The organism is Algoriphagus aurantiacus (assembly GCF_035156405.1).
Classification (GTDB): Bacteria; Bacteroidota; Bacteroidia; order Cytophagales; family Cyclobacteriaceae; genus Algoriphagus; species Algoriphagus aurantiacus.
Window position 1 is genome coordinate 212,516 of sequence record NZ_JAXRUT010000004.1, and the last position, 20,362, is coordinate 232,877.

A 20,362-nucleotide genomic window follows, 5' to 3' on the forward strand; every position below is an offset into this window, starting at 1 on the left:
ACCCGATCAGCCTAATTCTTCAAAATATAGCTTTTGAAATTTAAGCGGAAACCTATTTCTTATTCAGCGTCATTTCAAAGAATTGATACCATGTGCCTCCGGAATTTGCCTCTCCGATTTCATGCCATTGGCCTTGGTCATTAATGGTGATTACATACCGCACGTTCTCTGCAGGATACCAGTAAAGGACATCATCAATTAATTCAGCTTTGAATGTGCCCTGTTGATTGCTTTGAAGAAAAGAGGTGAACTTATACTTTCCGCTGCTGTCAACCATCGTAAGGACGGCAAGTGCACTATGGATAATTTTCCCATCTGAAACACCCTGGCCCTCAATCAATAGCGCAGTGTCATTTATTTTGAAGCTGACTTTTTCTGTTTGCTCAAAAGTCATTTTCTCTCTACTTTGATTCATCATCCACCCGCTACCTTCCCATTCTCCAACTAAGAATTCGATCTTCTGAATCTCTTTCTGAGCTTCTATATTTGTTTCAAAATTTTGCGCTTTAGTGAATAGCGGCATACAGATCAGGTAAATTATAACTAGATTTTTCATGATATAAAATGGTTTATGATGTAAACTAAATTTTCAAATTTTTTTATGTGATGTAATTTTTAAGCGCTAATACGTAATCTTCAAAAGCCCTAATTCCATGTGCAGTAATTTTGGCTGTCGTCAGGGGTCGCTTTCCCCGAAATGATTTTACAATTTCTAAGTATCCTGCTTTTTCGAGCTTGTCCAGCTGTACGCTAAGGTTGCCGGCGGTTGATTCTGTTTTCTCTTTCAGAAATGTGAATTCAGCAGACTCCACACTGATTAAAAGCGACATTACGGCTAAGCGAAGTTGGGAATGTAAAAGGGGGTCTAAAGGTTTAAATTCGCTCACGATAGGTCTTTTTCAAATAATAACCAGGCACTAGATATCCTAAAACCATGGCAATGCCTGCAACTAAATACTGATCTGACACAGGGACTTGGAAGGCTATAATGGAGGAAATAGCCAAAACCAGCGCACCAAACTTCACCATGGAAACTCTGATCAAACTCCCTGTGGCGAACATTCCGATAGCAGCCAAAATCAAAATCACGGGATTATGATTAAATCCCAGTACTGGCATAAATCCCAGGATTATAATGATTCCGATAAATACCGCTAACCAAACTTGATTCAATACCTGGTCGAGATGAGTTCTGATTTTCGCGGTACTTTTCTTATTATAACTCCAGAAAAAACCGAAAAAAATAGCTGGCAAAACTAAAACCCAGATGTAATATGGATGCTCATAGTTTGCTTTCTCAAGTGCATAAAAGCCAAGACTGCAAATCGAAATCACCCATCCCCAAAGCAGTAAATGGAAACTTCCATCTCCAGCAGCTTCTTTTTTTGCCTTAGCTATCATATCTGTAATAATCGCTAAGGATTCTTTACTAGTCAGTTCTTTTTCCATAGTTGTACATTAATAGCTTAATGATATAAATGTAAATAGGTTTATATTATAAACCAAATTTTTTTAATTTTCTAATTATCTGGCTTGGCCTGCCAAGTGACTAGATTTTGATCCAGTGATAAATTAGTAACTCTTGGAAAACTCATTTTGAGTTCATTTTCTTATCTTCAATATTCAACACTTTTGATGTCAAGCCATGAAAAATATTTTTCACCCTCAGATTACGCAAGAGCTTATCGACCGAATAAATAAGCTGACCCCAGAGACTACGCCTCGCTGGGGAATCATGCGCGTAGATCAAATGCTTGCGCATTGCTCTGTAGCATATGAGATGGTCTATACCGATAAGCATTCCAAACCAAATGCCTTTATGAGATTCATTTTGAAAACCTTTGTGAAAAACGGGGTGGTAAATGATAAGCCTTATCCTAGAAATGCTCGAACAGCTCCTGCTTTTATCATTGCCGAGCGTAAAGATTTCAAAACGGAAAAGGAGCGTCTGATAGGCTATTTAGAAAAAACACGTGACTTAGGCATCCCATATTTTGAAGGGAAAGAGTCTCTTTCTTTTGGTCCGCTTACTGCAGAAGAATGGAATACTCTATTCTATAAACATCTCGATCACCATTTAACCCAATTCGGTGTATGATTCATCCAGCAAAGTCTATTCGTACTTTTATTGGTGCCAAAAATTATGAAGAAAGCATTCGCTTCTATCAAGTATTAGGTTTTGAAGTGAAGCCTGTTGGCGACAAGATGTCTTTAGTGAGAGTTTCTGAAAAGATTGCTTTCTATCTTCAAGATGCCTATTTGAAATCCTGGTGCGAGAATTCCATGATTTTTCTCGAGATCGAGCAAGATCTTGAATCTTATTGGGAGGCAATCAAAGTTCTAGGATTACCGGATAAATTTCCCGGCACCAAACTGAGCACGATTCAACATAACGACTGGGGCAATGAGTTTTTCCTTCATGATCCAGCTGGCAATCTCTGGCATTTTGGGATATTCAAGTAATTTGAAGCTATTAAAAAGTAAATGAAAACTAATTTTTTTGGAACATTTTATTTTTTACTCCGTTCATAGTCAGTAGATTAAATTCTTTAACTCTTTAACCAAAAAAGCTCTATGAAAAAATTATCTGCATTATTCCTCCTAGTTTTTCTTTTTAGCACCAGTGGTACTTATGCTCAAGAATCGGGTTCTCTTGACGAGATGAATAGATTTCTTTCCAAGACCCTTAAATATCCTACAGAATTGAGGGAAACAGGTACAATGGGTCCGGTGGTTATTTCCCTCCAAATAGATAAAGCTGGCTATATGACAGGGGAAATTGATTTTATTTCGGGGGATCCGGCATTCGAAGGTGAAATAAATAGAACGATGAGTCTTCTAAAGGAAAAGTGGAATCCTTCATTTTTGGAAGGCAAAAGCTTTGGGCAAGAATACCTCATGAGCTTTGATTTTAAAATGACTTCAGGTTCCCAGTTTCCTCCAAATCCTTTTATCAAATCATCTGAAGACGCGAAGCCAATAACGCCACTTGAGACTGTCAATTTGGCATTGGAAGAAAATCCATATTCACCAAAACTCCTCAATAACAGAGCGGAGATCTTTGCACAAAACGGAAAACAATTACTTTCGGACTTGGATTTGAATCAAGCTAAATTCATAAAGGACAAAATGTTGACTGAAATAGTAATTGTAGGTTACGGGCCTATGGGGCCAAAATCCCTTTAAATAATTACATTTAAAAAAAAATTGGAAGGAGGTGGTCAAGACCATCTCCTTTTTTTATTGTATTGCTTTAAATTACAATTTAAGACTTGCCTAAAAGGGGCTAAACTTTCAGTATGGCTCCTATTCGGTCTGATTGTTGATGTTTTTGGTGGAAGTAATCAGGAATTTAAAAACATGAACAAAACCCTAATCACGATTAGCCTTTTAGCATCACTGGCCACAGCTACTTCCTGCTCTAACCCAGAAGAAAAAGTGCAGGCTCAAGAAGAAATCAGCACTGAGGAAAACATACTATATAAATCGGACAATTCCGCCACTTCTTTGGACTGGAACGGAACCTACAAAGGCACTGTACCTTGTGCAAGCTGCGAAGGAATAGAAACAACCCTGACACTCAACACTGATCTTACCTATAAACTAGTCACCCATTATTTAGGAAGAAACGATGCATTGGAACAAGAAAACACCGGCTCATTTGCCTGGGATAAAACTGGCTCTATTATTACTCTGGAAAAAGTAGCTCAAGGTCCTACTCAATATAAAGTAGGTGAAAACCGGATTTGGCAACTCGACATGGAAGGGAATATGATTACGGGAGACTTGGCAGATCATTACATCCTTACCAAAAAATAATTCTTATTTAAACCGTACGATTTTGCCATGGGCCCTGGAAGTCATTTCTTGGGGAATGGAATCTGAAATTTCCTTGAATAATAACTCTACTAGTTTTTGTTTTAGGAAACTTCGGTTTAAAATAATGCTCACTTCCCGTGTAGGAGCAATTCCATCGAACGGTCTTAACCGGCTTTTTTCTTCTTCTGAAAGTTCCAATGTTGCCAGCTCAGGTAAAAGAGTTACTCCTTTATATCGATTAACCATGTTTTTCAAGCCTTCCAGAGAGCCACTTTCGTAGTGAAAATTCTTTGGACCACTCAGGCTTTGATCACAGAGATTGAGCACCTGATCCCGGAAGCAGTGACCTTGCTGCAGTACCCAAAAATCCTCCTTGAGTACTTTCTCAGGATGGAACACAGATTCCTCAAGTAAAGGGTGATCTTTGGACAAATAGGCGAAAAACTTCTCATAAAACATGGGTTTCTCCACAATGCCTGATTCGTGCAAAGGAGTTACAATTATCCCAAGATCCAATTCGTCATTTTTCAGCTTTTTTACCACTTCTTCGGTAATCATTTCCTGTACTTCCAACTTTACATTAGGGTATTTCTCCAAGAATTTTCGAATGAACAAATGCAACAAGTAGGGTGCAAGGGTAGGAATTATTCCCAGCTTAATCAACCCTGAAATATCTCCTTTCATATCAGCGACCAATTCAAAAATCCCCTTACTCTCTGATACAACTTTCTTGGCTTGCTTGATGATGTGCACACCCATTTCGGTGGGGATCACAGGCATTTTACTTCGATCAAAAAGGATAACACCCAAGTCACGCTCCAGCTTGCTGAGCTGAGCACTTAGAGTAGGTTGTGTTACAAAACAGCTTTCCGCCGCATGGCCAAAATGTCGGTGTTTATCGACAGCAATAAGATACTCTAGTTGTTGGATCGTCATAAGATTAAGCTTCTCTTTGATAAAAGTAAAAATTCCTCGCAAGAGTTTCCTTCTAAATGAAAGCCAGCAAACACCTTTAGTCAAATAGCTACTTGAATATTTTTCAATGGCTCAGAAAATCAGTACTTTATTTCACTAAAAACAAATGACCCATTCATAAACCCAATACCTCTTGTAATGAGCAAATCAAATTTTTCCCGAAGGAAGTTTTTAAGTGCTTCCATTCTAAGTACAGTCGGCCTTGGTGCTATTCCTACTCTAAGCTTTGGTAAAAGTACTACTGCAATTGCTGATTCTTCCAAAATCCGGCTTGGCTTCATCGGAGTGGGACGCCAAGCCATGGGTTTACTTAGCAACATGATGAAAAACCCAATCGTAGATGTGGTAGCAGGTGCAGATATCTATGAAATTAAGTTGGATAGATTCAAAGAACGGGTGGCGAAACAATATGCTGACGCAAAAAGAGAAGCTCCGGCACTAAACGTTTATGCGGACTACAAAGAGATGCTTTCAGATCCAGAAGTAGATGCGGTGGTGATAGCTTCACCTGATCACTGGCATGCAATGATGGCAATCGATGCCTGTAATGCAGGCAAAGACATTTACTTGGAAAAACCCCTCACCTTCACCATTCATGAAGGTCAGGAATTAGTTAAGGCAGTTCGCTCAAATGGAACTGTCCTAGCAGTAGGAAGCATGCAGCGATCGGGTGCAAATTTCCAACATGCTGCGCGAATGGTTCAAAAAGGAATGCTGGGCAACATCAAGCAAGTGTTGGTCAACGTAGGGACACCTCCCCACCCCAAACCTTATGATTTGCCGATTCAGCCGGTTCCCGCTGGGTTAGACTGGAAAACTTGGGTCGGACCACTACCTGATATACATTATAATGAAGAATTAAATCCTCCAATTAGCCTAAAGCCTGAGCAGAATGAGAAAGTCTGGGGGGCATGGAGATGGTTCAAAGAAACAGGCGGCGGACTGATGACTGACTGGGGAGCCCATATGATTGACATTGCTCAGTGGGGACTTGGTATGGATAGAAATGGTCCCGTGGAGGTTATTCCTGGTACCGATACCACGCCTTTGACATATAAGTACGCCAATGGAGTCGAAATGATTATTGCTCCTTTTGAGGAAGGAAGGCAAGGAGTAAAATTCCTGGGGGATAAAGGCTGGATTAAAGTTTCCAGAGGACAGTACGACACGGATTTGCAAGCCTGTGAGCGAAAATTCTCCGATGATGAACTGGGGTATGGAGCTCACCATGTAGATTTTATTGATGCTGTTGTGAAGCGAAAAGACCCGGTTGTCCCAGTCGAAATTGGTCATAGTTCTTGTACCGTTTGTACTATTGGAAACATCGCACATGAATTAGGCAGACCTCTTAAATGGGACCCTGTCGCACAAGTATTTGAAAATGATTGGGAAGCCAATTCCAAGCTTCATTATACCTACCAACATGGCTATTCATTGAAAAGCTAGTACGCCAAATTTGACCTAAAACCCTGAAAACCTATGAACTCTAAATTGAAATTAGTCTTATTATTCGAGGCTATCTTGGGAGTAACGCTCTTGCTTAGCCAGTGCACAAATACTCCCAAGGGAAATGTTGAAAGCACGTCAGAAGTAGCACCAGACGCAGTATTTGTATCCAATCCACTTGTGGTGGAGGAGCAACCTATTGGGAAATTGGCAATTGGTGACCAGGCACCTCCATTCAATCTGCCGGGAATTGATGATAAATTCCACATGCTGGAAGACTACGCTGATGCAGACGTGCTCGTCATCAACTTCACCTGCAATCACTGTCCCACAGCACAGGCATATGAAGACAGATTTATTGAGGTGGTGGATGATTACAAAGATCAAAAAGTCGCTTTTATAGCGATCTCTTCCAATAGCCCGATTGGTATTCTTCCAGAAGAACTGGGTTATACTGATCTCAGTGACACCTTTGAGGAAATGAAAATCAGAGCGAAGGATAAATCTTACAATTTCCCGTACCTGTATGACGGGGATACGCATGAATTCTCCTTGGCCTATGGGCCTACAGCAACCCCACATGTTTTCGTTTTTGATAAGGAAAGAAAACTTAGCTATTCCGGTAGAATAGATGCTTCTGAAAAACCTGGAACTGCCAACGCTGAAGATCTGAGAAAAGCAATTGATTTGACTTTAACGGGGGAAAGTCTTCCAGAGGCTGAAGCCCAAACCCCAGCTTTTGGATGCTCGATGAAATGGGCATGGAAAAATGAGTACACGATCAAAACCAACAAAGCCTGGAAAGAAAAAGAAGTAGCTATCGAAAAGCTTTCACCCGATGGCTTAGCAGATCTTTTGAAAAATGACACGGATGAATTGCTCTTGGTAAATTTTTGGGCCACTTGGTGCGGACCATGCATTATTGAATATCCAGAATTTGTCACCATTCAGCGAATGTATGGGGAGCGCGATTTCCAGTTTGTTTCCATAAGCATGGACAGCCCAGATCAATCTGAAAAAGCGCTCAAATTCCTTAAGGGCAAAGCATCAGCCCTTCCAAACTATATCATGGACACAGAAGATAAATATAAAGTAATCAATGTGGTCGGAAAGGAATGGGATGGGAGTTTACCAATTACTTTACTCATAGAGCCAGGCGGAGAAATAGCTTATCGGGTTCCCGGTACCATTGATGCGAATGAACTCAAACGGCAGATTGTTGATCATCCGATGATTGGAAGGTATTACTGACAGAATGATTCCTATTTAAGATTATACAGTTAAATTGTATAAAATCTTAATTGAATACCTATGTCACAAATTCATCAGCTTTCGCTCTCACTTTATTCAAGTTCTAGATTACTTATTCAGCTTATTCAAAAGGAGTTGAATGAGCTGAATTTGACTTATCCACAGTTTCTTGTGCTCTCAGTATTATGGGAAGATGATGGGCTTAAAGTCAACGAAATAGGTAAACGTCTTCATCTTGACTCAGGTACATTGACTCCCTTGTTGAAAAAACTTGAGGCTATGAATTATGTGAAAAGACAACGAGGGGAAGCTGATGAAAGAACTGTACGTGCGGAATTAACATATCCTGGCAAATCACTACAAACAAAAGTTGAAGAAGCTCTCAGTCCCTTAAACGAAAAATTCATTGAGAATTCAGAAATAAACCTAACCGACTTAAACCAGTCTCTTGAAGCAATGTTAGAAAGCATTAAATCACTTAAAGGCACAGACTAAAATGGAAAACCTTAAAACATTTGAGATTTCAGGCTATGTCAAAAGCAAGCCATGTCTGTAATTTCTACTTTATTATCTAACGCTTTGCGATTGAGCAATTTCTACCACTGCTAAAACTTCCATATTCATTTTATCAGCCATAAGTTGATCCTCTTTTGCCCCTTCCTCATCGCCTAATTCTTTTTTGAACTTTGCTCGCATGGTATAATAAACAGGATTGAAGGGGTAATTCTTAATTGCATCATCATAGGTCCTCACTGCTTTTTCAAGCTTCCCTTTTTCTTCAAATTTTTTGGTCATAGCATGATAGTCAAGTGGCAAGGCATTATAAAAGATTTTGTAACTGAAAACCAGTAAATAACCTCGATCAACGGGCTTTCCATGTAATTTACTTGGAGTCCATGATCCCGTCAATGCTTCAATACTTTCTCTAGCTTGTTTCGCAAGTTCATCTGAAATCCGCTCCTTTGCTTCGTATGAAACCAATTTACCCGTTTGATCTATTTTGAGAAGATAAATAACATCCCCTTGGGTGCCATTTGCAGCGGCATCTTCAGGATAAATAAAATCCTGTCCCAGAATGCTTACCAAATTACCTTGTAAATAAGTAGCTTTTACAAAATCCGATTCCGTCTCTGGATTAAATGGAGTTTGACCATGGGAGAATAATGTGACTAAAAATGAACATAGCAAAAGGAGACTTCTAAGCATAATTGACTAGGTAAATTATAATTTCTGAAACAGTAGAGGTTACGCAAAAAATGAAATAATGTTTAGTTAAATACTCAAATGATTCGTACAAGTCCTTTAGAAAAGGTTTGTCTTTGCTGAAGGGCTAATAGGGCATTTTTCGCATTTTTCAGCTCATATTCTTGGACCGGTTGACCCGATATTTTTCCGTCTTCTAACCACTGATACAGTTGATTCATATTATTCCTGTTCAGTTCAGCTTCTTTTTTCAAAAAATTACCCCAAAATACACCAACAATAGCACAGCCCTTAAGCAAAGGCAAATTCATAGGGATTTGAGGGATTTCTCCATTTGCAAAACCTATAATTAAATAGCGCCCTTTCCACGCAATTCCTCTAAGAGCAGGCTCTGTATAGTTTCCACCAACAGGATCCAAAACCACATCCACCCCGGTTCCATTGGTAAGTTCCTTGATTCGGTTTTTCAGGTCTTCACTTTCATAATTGATTGTCTCATCTGCTCCTTTACTTATGCATAGAGCTAATTTTTCATTCGAAGAGGCTGCTGCAATAACTTTTGCTCCCATGGCTTTTCCCAATTCTAGAGCTGCCAAACCGATTGCTCCTGCTGCTCCTAGCACAAGTAAGGTTTCTCCTTTGAGAAGATTAGCCCGGTCTTTCAACGCATGATAAGATGTACTAAACGAATACAGAGAACTTGCCGCAACTTCTGAAGAAATACCATCAGGTAACACAAAAATTCGATCAATATCCACCGCTACTTTTTCCGCAAAACCTCCCCAGCGACATAGTGCCAGCACACGATCACCCACTTGGAGGTTTCCTACATTATCACCTAACTCAATAATTTCCCCTACAACTTCACCACCTGGAGAATATGGAAGTTCCGGCTTAAATTGATACTTGTTTTGGATGATCAGCAAGTCAGGGTAACTAACTCCACATAAGGCCACTTTAATCAAAACTTGATTTTTTTCAGGCTTTGGATCAGGCAATTCTCCCAATTTTAAATTCTCCAATGAGCCGAACTCTTCGCAAATCATTGCTTGCATAACTTAATAAGTTGGTTTTTGTAGTGTTGAAAATTAGGGATAAAATAGGCATTTCATGCTTAAAAGGATAATTTTGAGCCTTTACCAACTAATCCCTAGATATATGGCTGTTAATGATTTTATCCGCGATAATAAAGATCGCTTTCTCAATGAATTATTGGATTTACTCCGCATTCCTTCAGTAAGCGCTGACCCAAAATTCAAAGATGATGTTTTTGCAGCAGCCAATTTTGTGAAAGAGAGTCTGGAAAAAGCAGGTGCAGATGTAGTGGAAATCTGCCAAACCAAGGGCTATCCGATAGTTTACGGAGAGAAAATCGTCGATCCTGCACTAAAGACGGTTTTGGTGTATGGACATTATGACGTGCAGCCTGCCGATCCCTATGAGCTGTGGGACTCACCGCCTTTTGAGCCGGTCATCAAAAAGACTAAAATCCATCCTGAGGGGGCGATTTTTGCACGTGGATCTGCTGACGACAAAGGCCAGTTTTACATGTATGTGAAAGCATTTGAAGCAATGATGGCTTCAGGGGATTTGCCGTGTAATGTCAAATTTATGATTGAAGGGGAAGAGGAAGTCGGATCTGACAATCTTGATAAATTCGTCATCGAAAATAGAGAGAAATTAACCGCTGATGTCATCCTGATTTCTGATACTCATATGATCTCCATGCAAGATCCTTCCATCACGGTCGGCCTTCGTGGTATGGCTTATATGGAGGTGGAAGTTACCGGTTCAAACCGGGATTTGCACTCAGGTACCTATGGAGGAGCTGTAGCCAATCCGATCAATGTGCTGTGTGATATGATTGCATCTATGAAAGATGAAAACGATCACATTACTATTCCTGGATTCTATGACAAAGTGCAGGAGCTTGCTGCTGCGCAAAGAGAACGACTGAACGAAGCTCCATTTGATCTTAATGAATATCAAGATAAACTGGATATCGATGCGGTACATGGAGAAAAAGGCTATACAACCATCGAGCGAGTAGGCATTCGCCCTACGCTTGATGTGAACGGCATCTGGGGCGGATATATAGGAGAAGGAGCGAAGACTGTTTTGCCTTCCAAAGCCCATGCAAAAATATCAATGAGACTTGTTCCGGATCAGGATTGGCATGAGATCTCAGAATTGTTTGAAAATTACTTCAAGTCTATCGCTCCCAAATCCGTAAAGGTGAAAGTCCGTGCACATCATGGAGGAGCGCCAGCGGTAGTTTCTGATTCTTCTGTTGGATATAAGGCTGCTGAAGCTGCGATGGAGGAGACTTTTGGGAAAAGACCGATTCCTACACGTGAAGGTGGATCTATTCCTATCGTTGCGCTGTTCCAGAAGGAATTGGGTTCTGATCCGATTTTATTTGGTTTTGGATTGGATACGGATGCATTGCATTCTCCCAATGAACATTATGGTGTAAAAAATTACTTTATAGGAATAGAAACCATTGCTGCTTTCTTCCGTCAGTTTAAAAAGCTCAGCGAGTAATAAATCTCTTATTGCTATTAATTCCCATCTCATCTGCAACCCAGCTTCATGACTAAAGCCCAAGGAAAATCAGGAAAACTACTGCTACTGGCATTGCTTTTCTTCAGTTTCTACGCCAAAGCACAAATTATCGCTCCACCAAAATGGACTATTTCCATCGAGCCAACTAATCTGATGCAAGGTGAAGCAGCTACTTTGGTATTCGAGGCACAAATTCCAATTGGCTGGTATATATATGCCAATGATTTTGATCCGGATCTTGGGCCTATTTTGGCGACTTTGAAGTTGGATAAACCAGAGGGTTATGAGTTAAAAGGTGACTTCACAGCCATTGATTCCAAGAAAAAGTACGAGGATGTCTGGGAAGGAGATATCAAGTATTTTATGGGCAAAGGGAGGTTTGAACAGACATTAATTCCTAAGACAGCCAACGGGAGAATTACTGGGTTAATAGAATATCAAATGTGCTCTGACTTGACAGGTCAATGCGTCAATTATGAAGAAGATATTCTGTTAGCTTTTACAGCAAAGAAAAAAACAAACAGTCCGGCTTCTGGAGAAGCAGGACAACAGGAAGCAGAACAACAAGGGATTATCGCTCCACCAAAATGGACTATTTCCATCGAGCCAATTAATCTGGTGCAAGGTGAAGAAGTTACTTTGGTGTTCGAGGCACAAATTCCAATTGGCTGGTATATTTATACCAATGATTTTGATCCGAAACTCGGACCTATTTTGGCGACATTGAAGTTGGATAAGCCAGAGGGTTATGAGTTAAAAGGTGATTTCAAAGCCATTGATTCCAAGACAAAGTACGATGATACCTGGGAAGGTGATGTCAAGTATTTCATGGGAAAAGGGAGGTTTGAACAGGCAATCCTCCTAAAAACAGAATCAGGCACCATTCAAGGTACATTAGAATATCAGATGTGTAATGATGTAACCGGAAAATGCACTCCACCCTATGAGGAGGAGTTTGAAATTACTTTTCATTTAAATTCGTCTAACCCGACAACTGATTCAGCTGACAGCGATGAAAATCTATTTAATGAAGTTGGAGTAGAAAAGACCGATTCATCCATTGAGATTGTCCCAATCCAGGAAAATGAATCGCTTTGGGGCTTTATGGTTCTGGCATTCCTTGCCGGTTTGGCGGCCTTACTGACTCCATGCGTTTTTCCTATGATTCCTATGACGGTGAGCTTTTTCACAGGTCGTGCAGGTAGCAAAGCCGCAGGAATAAGGAATGCTATCATTTATGGTTTTTCCATCATTGCTATTTATACCATAGCAGGAACTGCAGTAGCAGCTATTCAAGGTCCTGAGTTCGCCAACTGGTTGGCCACACATTGGCTTCCAAATCTCTTTTTCTTTGGAATATTTATCTTCTTCGCACTGGCTTTTCTTGGTATGTTCGAGATTACCCTACCTTCAGGATTGGTTAATAAGGTAGATGAGAAAGCAGAAAAAGGAGGATTGACAGGTATTTTCTTTATGGCATTTACCTTGGTATTAGTCTCCTTTTCCTGCACGGGCCCTATTGTAGGTTCAATTTTGATCTCTTCGGCGGGAGGTGAATTGCTTAAGCCTATCTTGGGTATGTTTGCCTTTTCACTGGCCTTCGCGATCCCTTTTACACTATTTGCCATTTTTCCGGAATGGATGAATCGACTGCCAAAATCTGGCGGATGGCTGAACTCTGTAAAAGTGGTATTAGGTTTCCTCGAGCTTGCGCTGGCATTCAAATTCTTGTCCATGGCTGACTTGGTTTATCATTGGGGAATCCTAGATCGTGATATTTTCTTGATTATTTGGATTGTTATTTTCAGTGGACTGGGGATTTATCTTCTAGGGAAAATCCGCCTTCCTCACGATTCTCCATCCGATTCCATAGGTGTTCCAAGATTGCTTTTGGCCCTAGTTACTTTCATGTTTGTGCTTTACATGATTCCAGGACTTTTTGGCGCTCCGCTAAAATACCTAAGTGGTTTCCTTCCTCCCATGTCCACTCAGCAGTTCAAAATGACCGGAGGACTCAGTATGACCGAAGCTGGGGAGAATATCCTGGGTGAACCTGTGAAATATGCCGACATTCCATTGGAAATTCCTCATGGGATCCAAGGGTATTTCGACTATGAACAAGCCATGCGAGCAGCCAAAAAAGCGAATAAACCACTGCTGATTGACTTTACAGGTCACGGTTGTGTGAATTGCAGGAAAATGGAGGAGAATGTCTGGGTGGATCCACAGGTATTGAAAAGACTGAAGGAGGATTTCGTGATGGTGGCCCTGTATATCGATGAGCGATTGGAACTTCCAGAAAGTGAATGGTACACTTCGGAATACGACGACAAAGTCAAAAAAACACTTGGGAAACAAAATGCAGATTTCCAGATCACTCGTTTTCAAAACAATGCACAACCATACTATGTGATCTTAGATCATAATGAAAATCTCCTCGCTCAGCCCAAAGGATACGATACCGATATTCAGGTATTCATTGAGTTTTTGGATGGAGCGAAGGAGAGATTTAAGGATGGGAATTAATCCTGCTTAAAATTGTAAGAAAGTAATCTGGGATTGATGATCAGCTGCACCCAGCCCCAATTATTCGTATTGTCAGGGCTTACTCCTCCCTTGAGTTCACTCATGTTATCGGTGGCAAACAGCTGAGAATAGCCCGCATTCATTTTAATGTTTTTGGCGATGGTTTTAGAGAAAACAAGATCGAATTCTGTTCCTAATCCTGTCCCAAGACCATCCGCCAAATCGGCGTTTGTAGAGAAATAGTGCGTATTCAGCGCGATGTTTGATTTCTCTCCAGTAGGAATTTGCACCTTTCCATAGACATCATTTAGTCCTACATTATTTGCATGATTGCCTACATAAAAGTAATCCATATAGCCATTGAACTTATGGTTTGTTCCATACAACGGGAAGAATGAGTTGTTCTTTTCCCCGCCAACCTGATCTGTGCCGCTTAGCGATTCAAATCCGAGAATAAAAGCCACTTTGCCAGGCTTATATTTAGCCTCGACCATATATTGATAAGCAGATAAATCAGTGGTGGCATTTGCCATACCAGTTTGCAGATAGGCCGATCCGGTTACATTAAGGAATGCCAGTGGAAAAGTGAAGTAGGTTCCGGTAGTCTGTCGGTTATAATTACCGTCCGTTAGCGGCACCGGATCGCTGGTGTATTTTTGAAAACCGTTGTTCATAAACAAAAAGCTGAAGGAAGCTTTATCCCAGGTTTTCGTCAAATGCGCCATCTGCATAGTTTTATAAGAAAATGCACCTGTGATCGTGTAGTCTGTACCGAGTGTATTCTGTGTTTCCTGATTGTATGCAAATGCCAAGTCCAATTTAAACTTGTTTTTGGAATATTGGATCATAGCTGCATCATGAAACCTTCCTTGCATCGCCCAATCAACTTCTCCCAAAATCCGCTGATCATCGTAGGAAATGGTCTGCCTTCCCAGCTTTAACGCCCAGTTTTCAGTGAATGCATAGCGGATCCATGCCTGGAATAGTGAAAAGGAATTGTTGCCATCTGTTGCACTGAGCTGCTGTGTATCACCTCAGGTGCTTACATCCTGAACGCTGAAGTACAGGCTTAATTTTTCTTACTTAAAGCCCAAATTTAGCCTTGAACGTTGGGTGACAAATGCCGCAGCTTTGGAGTTATCAGGAAAGAGGCTTCCAAATCCGTGACGATATTCAAATCGTGGACGTATATCTGCGTCAAGTGTAAATTCCTGTGCTTTTAGCTGACTGATAAGACATAATGAAAGCAAGACGAGAGTTAGAATTCTTTTCATAGTTCGAGTGTGATAACGTTAAACCCGAACGAATATAAGTATAAATACTTAATTATATCTATCTTTTGTACGTAATATTTCTAAGTATTTTATGCTTAGGATTTCAGTCCGGATACTTTCTGCCAACTGAGACTGTGACTGCCAACTGACTATCAATCATTCAATCTGTTTCTCAAATATCTTTAAGGCAAACTTTGCCTTCGGAGCTTCACATAAGGAGCAATGATATGTTTCAGGTAAATCTTCGAAAGGAGTCAACGCGGGAATATTCTGAACCAAATCCCCATACTGAGGATCATACACGGTGAGACAGTCAGCGCACTGGTAAGCTTCTATTTTGATCGTTTCTTTAGGGCTGTATAGCTTTTTAGACCGTTCTGATTTTTTTCCCAACTGCTCGAAATACATCTTACTCAACTCAATCAAAAGTCCCGGCAATTCGACTTTATCAACTTCCTGCACATAGACGATGTATTGCTGTGTATTCGGATCGAAGTTTTTGGCATAAAGCAAATTGTAGGTATTGCGGATTTTTATTTCATCCAGATCTGCAGGTGGGAGGTTTTTCTCCACAATAATCGAGGTGAAATAATATGCTTTTCTGGTATAATCTGTGATCCCAAAAGTCAATCCATAGGTACTGATGTCCCTTTTATCAAAGTTCTCTACCAAATATTCCTTCAACTTGAGAGCCGATTTATTGTTGACCGGAAGGTGCCAATTCAGCTCAAGCATAGAGTGCCGAACGTTGATTCCATAGCGGCCAAGCAATCTTTCCCACTCAATTTTTGAATTTTCAGGTATTCCTTTAATAATGATGGATTTCCAAGGGGTAATGGAGATTTTACCTATGCGACTGTCTGCACAGAGATCGCAAAGTACTTTAAGGAAATCTGTATAATACTTGTTGTTTCTCCAGTATAATCCCAGCCAATAACGGTCATCACCTACACGATTGATTCCCTCATAGTATGGAAATGGGTAAAAAGGTACCTCCAATGGATTATCCACCGTCCTGTTATTGGAATCCACAGCATCATTTACCAGCTCAAAAAGGAATTCCACATTCTCTGGTTCTTCCTGCAGAAGATCTTCGATAGCTGAAGTCACCTTTGCCATATCCCAACTGTAAATAAGAGCAGGATACATCATCGTATCTTCCCACTCCGGCAAGCGCACATACAAATACCAATAATCCTCATGCTCGGAGGCGATAAAATTTAAGTGACCAGTAAATAGGGGGACTAATCGCTGCCTGGGATCCGTTATGTTTATTTTCAGATTAGGCGGAACACGAAATTGTTCTAAAATATAAAGGTATCGATCGCCTGTCAGCCAAGGGGTATTTGGGAAAATATCTGCCGATACGTACGAAGAGACAATGTTTTCTGCTCCAATTTCCTCAGGCGAGACTAATTGAAATTTGTCTTGAGTATCGATCTGCAGATTACCATCCTCTTTGATAAAAAGAATATCCTGCCGGGAGCCGAAGGAAATCGTGTCCAATCCGGCACTTTCTGCCAATTCCAAAATCTGCTTCAATTCGGCTGGCGATAGCACTCCGCCTTTCACCACTATTCTCGAATAGGTCTGTTTCATCTGTTTATAATTTTCTTTCAAAGGCCATCCCGATAGCTATCGGGAGGAATCTCGCAGTGGATAATCATCCCTCTGTGTGTCGCCTTCGACATGCTCGATTTCATGCCAGTACTTTTGATTGGTGAAGAATTTCTCTAACCTCCGTTTTGCAGCTGCCACAACCCAAACCGGCTCCTGTTAGCTGGCAAAGTTCGGTGAAATCTGAACATCCGCCTGTGATGGCTTCCTTAATATTTCCTTCTCCCACACGGCTACAGCTACAGACTAATTTACCTATGACAGGACGCGTGTCGGAGGAGCCCATTAAAAGGGATTTTCTTTTTTCGGAAAGCTCTATTTTGTTTTCGATCAGGGATTTAAACTCAGCGAATTCATTTTTGTCCCCCATCAATACCGCCCCGATCAGCAGGTCATCCTTGACGATGCATTTTTTGTAATAGCGGCGGCTCATATCTGTGAAAATGATTTCCTCATAAGAATCATCATTTTCAGGAATCAGAATGTCGCCAATACTGCAAAGTTCCAGATCCTTGAATTTTAAAATATTCATCAACACCGAACCTGAGTAAATACTACTCACATCCCCGGCAATGTAATTTGCTAAAACCATGGCCTGCTCTTCAGCTGCTGATGTGATCCCGAATAGTTGATTTTGAAATTCTGCGATTTCGCCTATGGCAAAAATGTTGGGATAATTCGTCTGTAAATGCTGGTTTACCTTGATGCCCCGACCGCACAAAATGCCATTATCGCGTGCAATTTTTATGTTGGGCTGGGTTCCAATGGCGTATACCACCGCATTGGCATAAATGATTTTACCGCTCTTCAGTGTAATAGATAAGGATTTATTTTCTTCATCATCGAATACGGTACTCACCTCGTTATCGAAATACACGTGTATTCCACGCTCTTGCACATCCAGTGATAGTAGCTTACTGGATACTTCATCCAGCTGCCGCTCCATCAATCGGGAAGCACGCTGCACAATAGTTACTTTCACATGATTGTGCTGCAATGCTGCCGCTAATTCCAGCCCGAGCAGTCCTCCCCCGATTATTACCACATGCTGGTTTTCGGGCGGAAGTTTGGTAGTTTCCAGGTAATCTTTAAATCTGTCTGCGTCTATTTTGCTTCGCATCGTGAAGCGCCCCGGCAGATCCAATTGTGCATCTTTCGGAATAAAAGCGCGGCTTCCCGTGGCCAGGATCAGTTTGTCAAAGGAATATTCTTTTCCTTCATCGTCCACCACCACTTGTTTTTCGGGATCAATTTTATCTATCGAAAGTCCGGTATGCAGGCTTATTTTCAGCTTTTTCAGTTCCTGCTCTTTGATCTTCTGTAGCTGCTCCCATGTCAATTCCTCTGTAACATATTCCGGTAGAAGAACCCTGTTATAAAAAGGATGCGGCTCTTTGGAGAACACATGGATTTGATCGGATTCGTTATGCTCCCGATAATTCTGGACAAAGCGGAATGCCGCTGCTCCAGCTCCCACTACCACTATTTTCTCTTGAACCTTTTTGTATTTGGAAACAGAAACTGTCGTGAATTTAAAATCCGGTTCTTTGGACTGGGGATCCACCACAGTTTTGGTCAGATTATTTGCCCGATTGAGATCACTTTGCAATTGTTTTCCCCAGTGCATGGGAAGAAAAACCACTCCCTCACGAATGCTTTTTGAAAGTTTCGCCTTTACCCGGACAATCCCATTCTTGCTTTTTACTTCTACCACATCTCCGTCTTTCACCTTGTCCAAGTAAGCATCGATTGGGTTGATTTCAAGTATTGGACTAGGATAATGGGTGCGCAGTCGGGAGACTTTTCCAGTCTTTGTCATCGTATGCCACTGATCTCTTACGCGTCCCGTGGTAAGGATCAGCGGAAATTCTTTGCTGGTTTTTTCAGAAGTATTAGTAATCTGAGCAGGGATATTAAAGACTGCTTTTTGTGAAGGAGTATAGAATTTGTTGTCTGCAAAAAGCCGCGGAGTACCTGTATGTCTATAGGCTGGTACTGGCCACTGGAATGTGCCTTCACTCTTCAGTCTATCATAACTCAGGAAGGAAATATCGATGTTTGTGCCTTTCGTCATGGCGCAATATTCCTCGTATATTTCCTCTGTATTGGTATAATTGAACCCTCGGAAACCCATTATGCGTGCAAAATCACAGAGAATCTCCACATCAGGCCTAGCTTCACCCGGAGGGTTGATGCCTTTGTTTAAGTAGGAAATCCGACGCTCCGAATTAGTCATCGTACCTTCCTTTTCCAGCCATCCAGCTGCAGGAAGTACCAGGTCGGCATAGGCTACTGTATCTGCTTTGTGAGAAATATCCTGCACCACCACAAATTTGGCGTTTTGAAGTGCCTTCTCGATTCTCTTCGAATTTGGCAAACTCACCATAGGATTGGTGCAGATAATCCACACAGCTTTCATTTCCCCACTTTCCAAGGCATCAAACATTTCTGTGGCTGTATACCCCGGTTCAGGGGAAATCTCATTTACCCCCCAAAAATTGGCTACTTCCTGACGATGTACCGGGTTATTCAGGTCCTTGTGCACTGCGAGTAGATTCGCCATGCCACCTACTTCACGACCGCCCATGGCATTTGGTTGCCCAGTAAGTGAAAATGGACCATTACCAGGCTTACCGATCCTCCCTGTCACCAGAGAAAGATTCAAAAGTGAAAAGTTCTTATCCGTTCCTATTGCGCTTTGGTTCAGTCCCATAGCCCACATGCTGATAAATCCTTTAGACTCGCCGATGATCTCGGCCACTTTCTTAATATCATCAATAGAAATTCCGCAGAGCTTGGAAGCTTCTTTCAGGGAAGTTGCCATAACCTGCTTGCGGTATTTCAGGTAGTTTTCGGTATGTTTTTCTATAAATTCTTTGTCAGCCAGTCCGATATCAATGATTCTTCTGCCGATGGCATTGTACAAAATGATATCTGTGCCCGGAATTATTTGAAGGTGAATATCCGCGAAAGTAGCCGAATCGGTTTTACGCGGATCCACCACGATTATCTTCACATTCGGGTTTTTCTCTTTGTGTTTTTCCAGTCTGCGAAAGAGGATAGGATGACACCAGGCTGGATTTGCGCCTGCGATTAGAAAAGCATCTGCGAGCTCGATGTCCTCATAAGAGATCGGAACAGAATCTTCTCCAAAAGTTTTTTTGTAAGCCACCACCGCTGAGCTCATGCACAAGCGACTGTTTGTGTCGATGTTATTGGTGCCAAGAAAGCCTTTGGTCAGCTTGTTGGCAATGTAATATTCTTCGGTCAGGCATTGGCCAGAGATATAAAAACCCACACTTTTTGGCCCGTATTTCTGAATCAGGGATTTGAATACACCCGCTGCTCTATCTAGCCCCTCATCCCAGCTTACCCGCTCCCGAGGATGGGATCGGCTCCAGCGCATTTCAGGATAGAGAATTCTATCAGAGGTATCATTGACTACATAGTGGAGGTTCATCCCTTTGGAGCACAGCATGCCTTGGTTCACCGGATGATCTTGATCGCCTTCGACCTGAACTTTGTTTTGAGCGTCCACTCCAGCTACTATTCCACAGCCAACGCCGCAGTAGGAACAAGTGGTTTTGACTTTTTTATCTGGGATCACAACTCAGAAATTACTATTGAAAATAGGATAAGAACAAAATAGCTCATCTGCAAGGTAAGTGGTTCCTTGCAGAGGAGCT

At 41.3% G+C, this 20,362-nt stretch carries 18 protein-coding genes and 1 pseudogene; 9 read left to right on the forward strand and 10 right to left on the reverse strand.

Features of this window, described 5'->3' with window-relative positions:
* Positions 1 to 52: 52 nt before the first annotated feature.
* The 3 genes from SYJ56_RS06085 to SYJ56_RS06095 are packed head-to-tail and all read right to left on the reverse strand — an operon-like array spanning position 53 to position 1,449.
* The gene (locus SYJ56_RS06085) at positions 53 to 556 is read right to left on the reverse strand and encodes a hypothetical protein (RefSeq protein WP_323832749.1); all 504 of its coding nucleotides are present in this window, start codon (positions 554 to 556) and stop codon (positions 53 to 55) included.
* A 43-nt stretch (positions 557 to 599) separates the two neighbouring features.
* A complete protein-coding gene (locus SYJ56_RS06090) occupies positions 600 to 887 on the reverse strand; it encodes a winged helix-turn-helix domain-containing protein (RefSeq protein WP_323832750.1) in 288 nt (95 codons plus the stop codon).
* Positions 874 to 1,449 carry a hypothetical protein gene (locus tag SYJ56_RS06095; RefSeq protein ID WP_323832751.1) on the reverse strand — a complete coding sequence of 192 codons (576 nt, stop codon included), beginning with the start codon at positions 1,447 to 1,449 and terminating at the stop codon, positions 874 to 876. The genes SYJ56_RS06090 and SYJ56_RS06095 overlap by 14 nt, the downstream gene beginning before the upstream one ends.
* Before the next feature lie 196 nt (positions 1,450 to 1,645).
* On the opposite strand from SYJ56_RS06095, the gene SYJ56_RS06100 reads away from it, so the two are divergent.
* From SYJ56_RS06100 to SYJ56_RS06115, 4 genes are all read left to right on the forward strand, one after another.
* A complete protein-coding gene (locus tag SYJ56_RS06100) occupies positions 1,646 to 2,098 on the forward strand; it encodes a DUF1569 domain-containing protein (protein WP_323832752.1) in 453 nt (150 codons plus the stop codon).
* The gene (locus tag SYJ56_RS06105; RefSeq protein WP_323832753.1) at positions 2,095 to 2,463 is read left to right on the forward strand and encodes a VOC family protein; all 369 of its coding nucleotides are present in this window, start codon (positions 2,095 to 2,097) and stop codon (positions 2,461 to 2,463) included. The genes SYJ56_RS06100 and SYJ56_RS06105 overlap by 4 nt, the downstream gene beginning before the upstream one ends.
* A 111-nt stretch (positions 2,464 to 2,574) precedes the next feature.
* A complete protein-coding gene (locus SYJ56_RS06110; protein ID WP_323832754.1) occupies positions 2,575 to 3,186 on the forward strand; it encodes a hypothetical protein in 612 nt (203 codons plus the stop codon).
* A 174-nt stretch (positions 3,187 to 3,360) separates the two neighbouring features.
* Entirely contained in the window at positions 3,361 to 3,819 is a 459-nt protein-coding gene (locus tag SYJ56_RS06115) for a copper resistance protein NlpE (RefSeq protein ID WP_323832755.1), read from the forward strand.
* Positions 3,820 to 3,822: 3 nt separating this feature from the next.
* Here the strand turns inward: SYJ56_RS06115 and SYJ56_RS06120 are convergent, their stop codons facing one another.
* The gene (locus tag SYJ56_RS06120; RefSeq protein ID WP_323832756.1) at positions 3,823 to 4,755 is read right to left on the reverse strand and encodes a hydrogen peroxide-inducible genes activator; all 933 of its coding nucleotides are present in this window, start codon (positions 4,753 to 4,755) and stop codon (positions 3,823 to 3,825) included.
* 177 nt (positions 4,756 to 4,932) lie between these two features.
* On the opposite strand from SYJ56_RS06120, the gene SYJ56_RS06125 reads away from it, so the two are divergent.
* The 3 genes from SYJ56_RS06125 to SYJ56_RS06135 are packed head-to-tail and all read left to right on the forward strand — an operon-like array spanning position 4,933 to position 7,986.
* Positions 4,933 to 6,240, forward strand: coding sequence for a Gfo/Idh/MocA family protein (locus SYJ56_RS06125; protein ID WP_323832757.1), 1,308 nt, complete (start codon positions 4,933 to 4,935; stop codon positions 6,238 to 6,240).
* 33 nt (positions 6,241 to 6,273) lie between these two features.
* Positions 6,274 to 7,491: a redoxin domain-containing protein gene (locus SYJ56_RS06130; RefSeq protein WP_323832758.1), complete on the forward strand. Its 1,218-nt coding sequence runs from the start codon at positions 6,274 to 6,276 to the stop codon at positions 7,489 to 7,491.
* Positions 7,492 to 7,551: 60 nt separating this feature from the next.
* Complete coding sequence (locus tag SYJ56_RS06135; protein ID WP_323832759.1) at positions 7,552 to 7,986, forward strand: MarR family winged helix-turn-helix transcriptional regulator; 435 nt, start codon at positions 7,552 to 7,554, stop codon at positions 7,984 to 7,986.
* A gap of 72 nt (positions 7,987 to 8,058) precedes the next feature.
* Here the strand turns inward: SYJ56_RS06135 and SYJ56_RS06140 are convergent, their stop codons facing one another.
* Positions 8,059 to 8,697 carry an energy transducer TonB gene (locus SYJ56_RS06140; protein ID WP_323832760.1) on the reverse strand — a complete coding sequence of 213 codons (639 nt, stop codon included), beginning with the start codon at positions 8,695 to 8,697 and terminating at the stop codon, positions 8,059 to 8,061.
* A gap of 74 nt (positions 8,698 to 8,771) precedes the next feature.
* Positions 8,772 to 9,749 carry an NADPH:quinone oxidoreductase family protein gene (locus SYJ56_RS06145; protein WP_323832761.1) on the reverse strand — a complete coding sequence of 326 codons (978 nt, stop codon included), beginning with the start codon at positions 9,747 to 9,749 and terminating at the stop codon, positions 8,772 to 8,774.
* 103 nt (positions 9,750 to 9,852) lie between these two features.
* Here SYJ56_RS06145 and SYJ56_RS06150 point away from each other — a divergent pair, with 103 nt between their 5' ends.
* Together SYJ56_RS06150 and SYJ56_RS06155 are read left to right on the forward strand one after the other, a co-directional pair.
* Positions 9,853 to 11,238 carry a dipeptidase gene (locus SYJ56_RS06150; RefSeq protein WP_323832860.1) on the forward strand — a complete coding sequence of 462 codons (1,386 nt, stop codon included), beginning with the start codon at positions 9,853 to 9,855 and terminating at the stop codon, positions 11,236 to 11,238.
* A gap of 48 nt (positions 11,239 to 11,286) precedes the next feature.
* Positions 11,287 to 13,785, forward strand: a complete 2,499-nt coding sequence (locus SYJ56_RS06155) for a protein-disulfide reductase DsbD family protein (protein WP_323832762.1) — start codon at positions 11,287 to 11,289, stop codon at positions 13,783 to 13,785.
* On the opposite strand, the pseudogene SYJ56_RS06160 reads toward SYJ56_RS06155, so the two are convergent.
* From SYJ56_RS06160 to SYJ56_RS06175, 4 genes and pseudogenes are all read right to left on the reverse strand, one after another.
* Positions 13,782 to 14,786, reverse strand: a pseudogene (locus tag SYJ56_RS06160) (alginate export family protein); the annotation flags it as partial. The gene SYJ56_RS06155 and the pseudogene SYJ56_RS06160 overlap by 4 nt on opposite strands.
* A 78-nt stretch (positions 14,787 to 14,864) precedes the next feature.
* On the reverse strand, positions 14,865 to 15,059 hold the full coding sequence (locus tag SYJ56_RS06165) for a hypothetical protein (protein ID WP_323832763.1): 195 nt from the start codon (positions 15,057 to 15,059) through the stop codon (positions 14,865 to 14,867).
* A gap of 156 nt (positions 15,060 to 15,215) precedes the next feature.
* Complete coding sequence (locus tag SYJ56_RS06170; protein WP_323832764.1) at positions 15,216 to 16,658, reverse strand: rubredoxin domain-containing protein; 1,443 nt, start codon at positions 16,656 to 16,658, stop codon at positions 15,216 to 15,218.
* A 100-nt stretch (positions 16,659 to 16,758) separates the two neighbouring features.
* On the reverse strand, positions 16,759 to 20,280 hold the full coding sequence (locus tag SYJ56_RS06175) for a molybdopterin-dependent oxidoreductase (protein WP_416377788.1): 3,522 nt from the start codon (positions 20,278 to 20,280) through the stop codon (positions 16,759 to 16,761).
* Positions 20,281 to 20,362 lie beyond the last annotated feature (82 nt).

Bases quoted from the DNA above. Each gene is read 5' to 3' on its own strand.
- SYJ56_RS06085 (WP_323832749.1), bottom strand. From the start codon at position 556: ATGAAAAATCTAGTTATAATTTACCTGATCTGTATGCCGCTATTCACT.
- SYJ56_RS06095 (WP_323832751.1), bottom strand. From the start codon at position 1,449: ATGGAAAAAGAACTGACTAGTAAAGAATCCTTAGCGATTATTACAGAT.
- SYJ56_RS06100 (WP_323832752.1), top strand. From the start codon at position 1,646: ATGAAAAATATTTTTCACCCTCAGATTACGCAAGAGCTTATCGACCGA.
- SYJ56_RS06105 (WP_323832753.1), top strand. From the start codon at position 2,095: ATGATTCATCCAGCAAAGTCTATTCGTACTTTTATTGGTGCCAAAAAT.
- SYJ56_RS06110 (WP_323832754.1), top strand. From the start codon at position 2,575: ATGAAAAAATTATCTGCATTATTCCTCCTAGTTTTTCTTTTTAGCACC.
- SYJ56_RS06115 (WP_323832755.1), top strand. From the start codon at position 3,361: ATGAACAAAACCCTAATCACGATTAGCCTTTTAGCATCACTGGCCACA.
- SYJ56_RS06120 (WP_323832756.1), bottom strand. From the start codon at position 4,755: ATGACGATCCAACAACTAGAGTATCTTATTGCTGTCGATAAACACCGA.
- SYJ56_RS06125 (WP_323832757.1), top strand. From the start codon at position 4,933: ATGAGCAAATCAAATTTTTCCCGAAGGAAGTTTTTAAGTGCTTCCATT.
- SYJ56_RS06130 (WP_323832758.1), top strand. From the start codon at position 6,274: ATGAACTCTAAATTGAAATTAGTCTTATTATTCGAGGCTATCTTGGGA.
- SYJ56_RS06135 (WP_323832759.1), top strand. From the start codon at position 7,552: ATGTCACAAATTCATCAGCTTTCGCTCTCACTTTATTCAAGTTCTAGA.
- SYJ56_RS06140 (WP_323832760.1), bottom strand. From the start codon at position 8,697: ATGCTTAGAAGTCTCCTTTTGCTATGTTCATTTTTAGTCACATTATTC.
- SYJ56_RS06145 (WP_323832761.1), bottom strand. From the start codon at position 9,749: ATGCAAGCAATGATTTGCGAAGAGTTCGGCTCATTGGAGAATTTAAAA.
- SYJ56_RS06150 (WP_323832860.1), top strand. From the start codon at position 9,853: ATGGCTGTTAATGATTTTATCCGCGATAATAAAGATCGCTTTCTCAAT.
- SYJ56_RS06155 (WP_323832762.1), top strand. From the start codon at position 11,287: ATGACTAAAGCCCAAGGAAAATCAGGAAAACTACTGCTACTGGCATTG.
- SYJ56_RS06165 (WP_323832763.1), bottom strand. From the start codon at position 15,059: ATGAAAAGAATTCTAACTCTCGTCTTGCTTTCATTATGTCTTATCAGT.
- SYJ56_RS06170 (WP_323832764.1), bottom strand. From the start codon at position 16,658: ATGAAACAGACCTATTCGAGAATAGTGGTGAAAGGCGGAGTGCTATCG.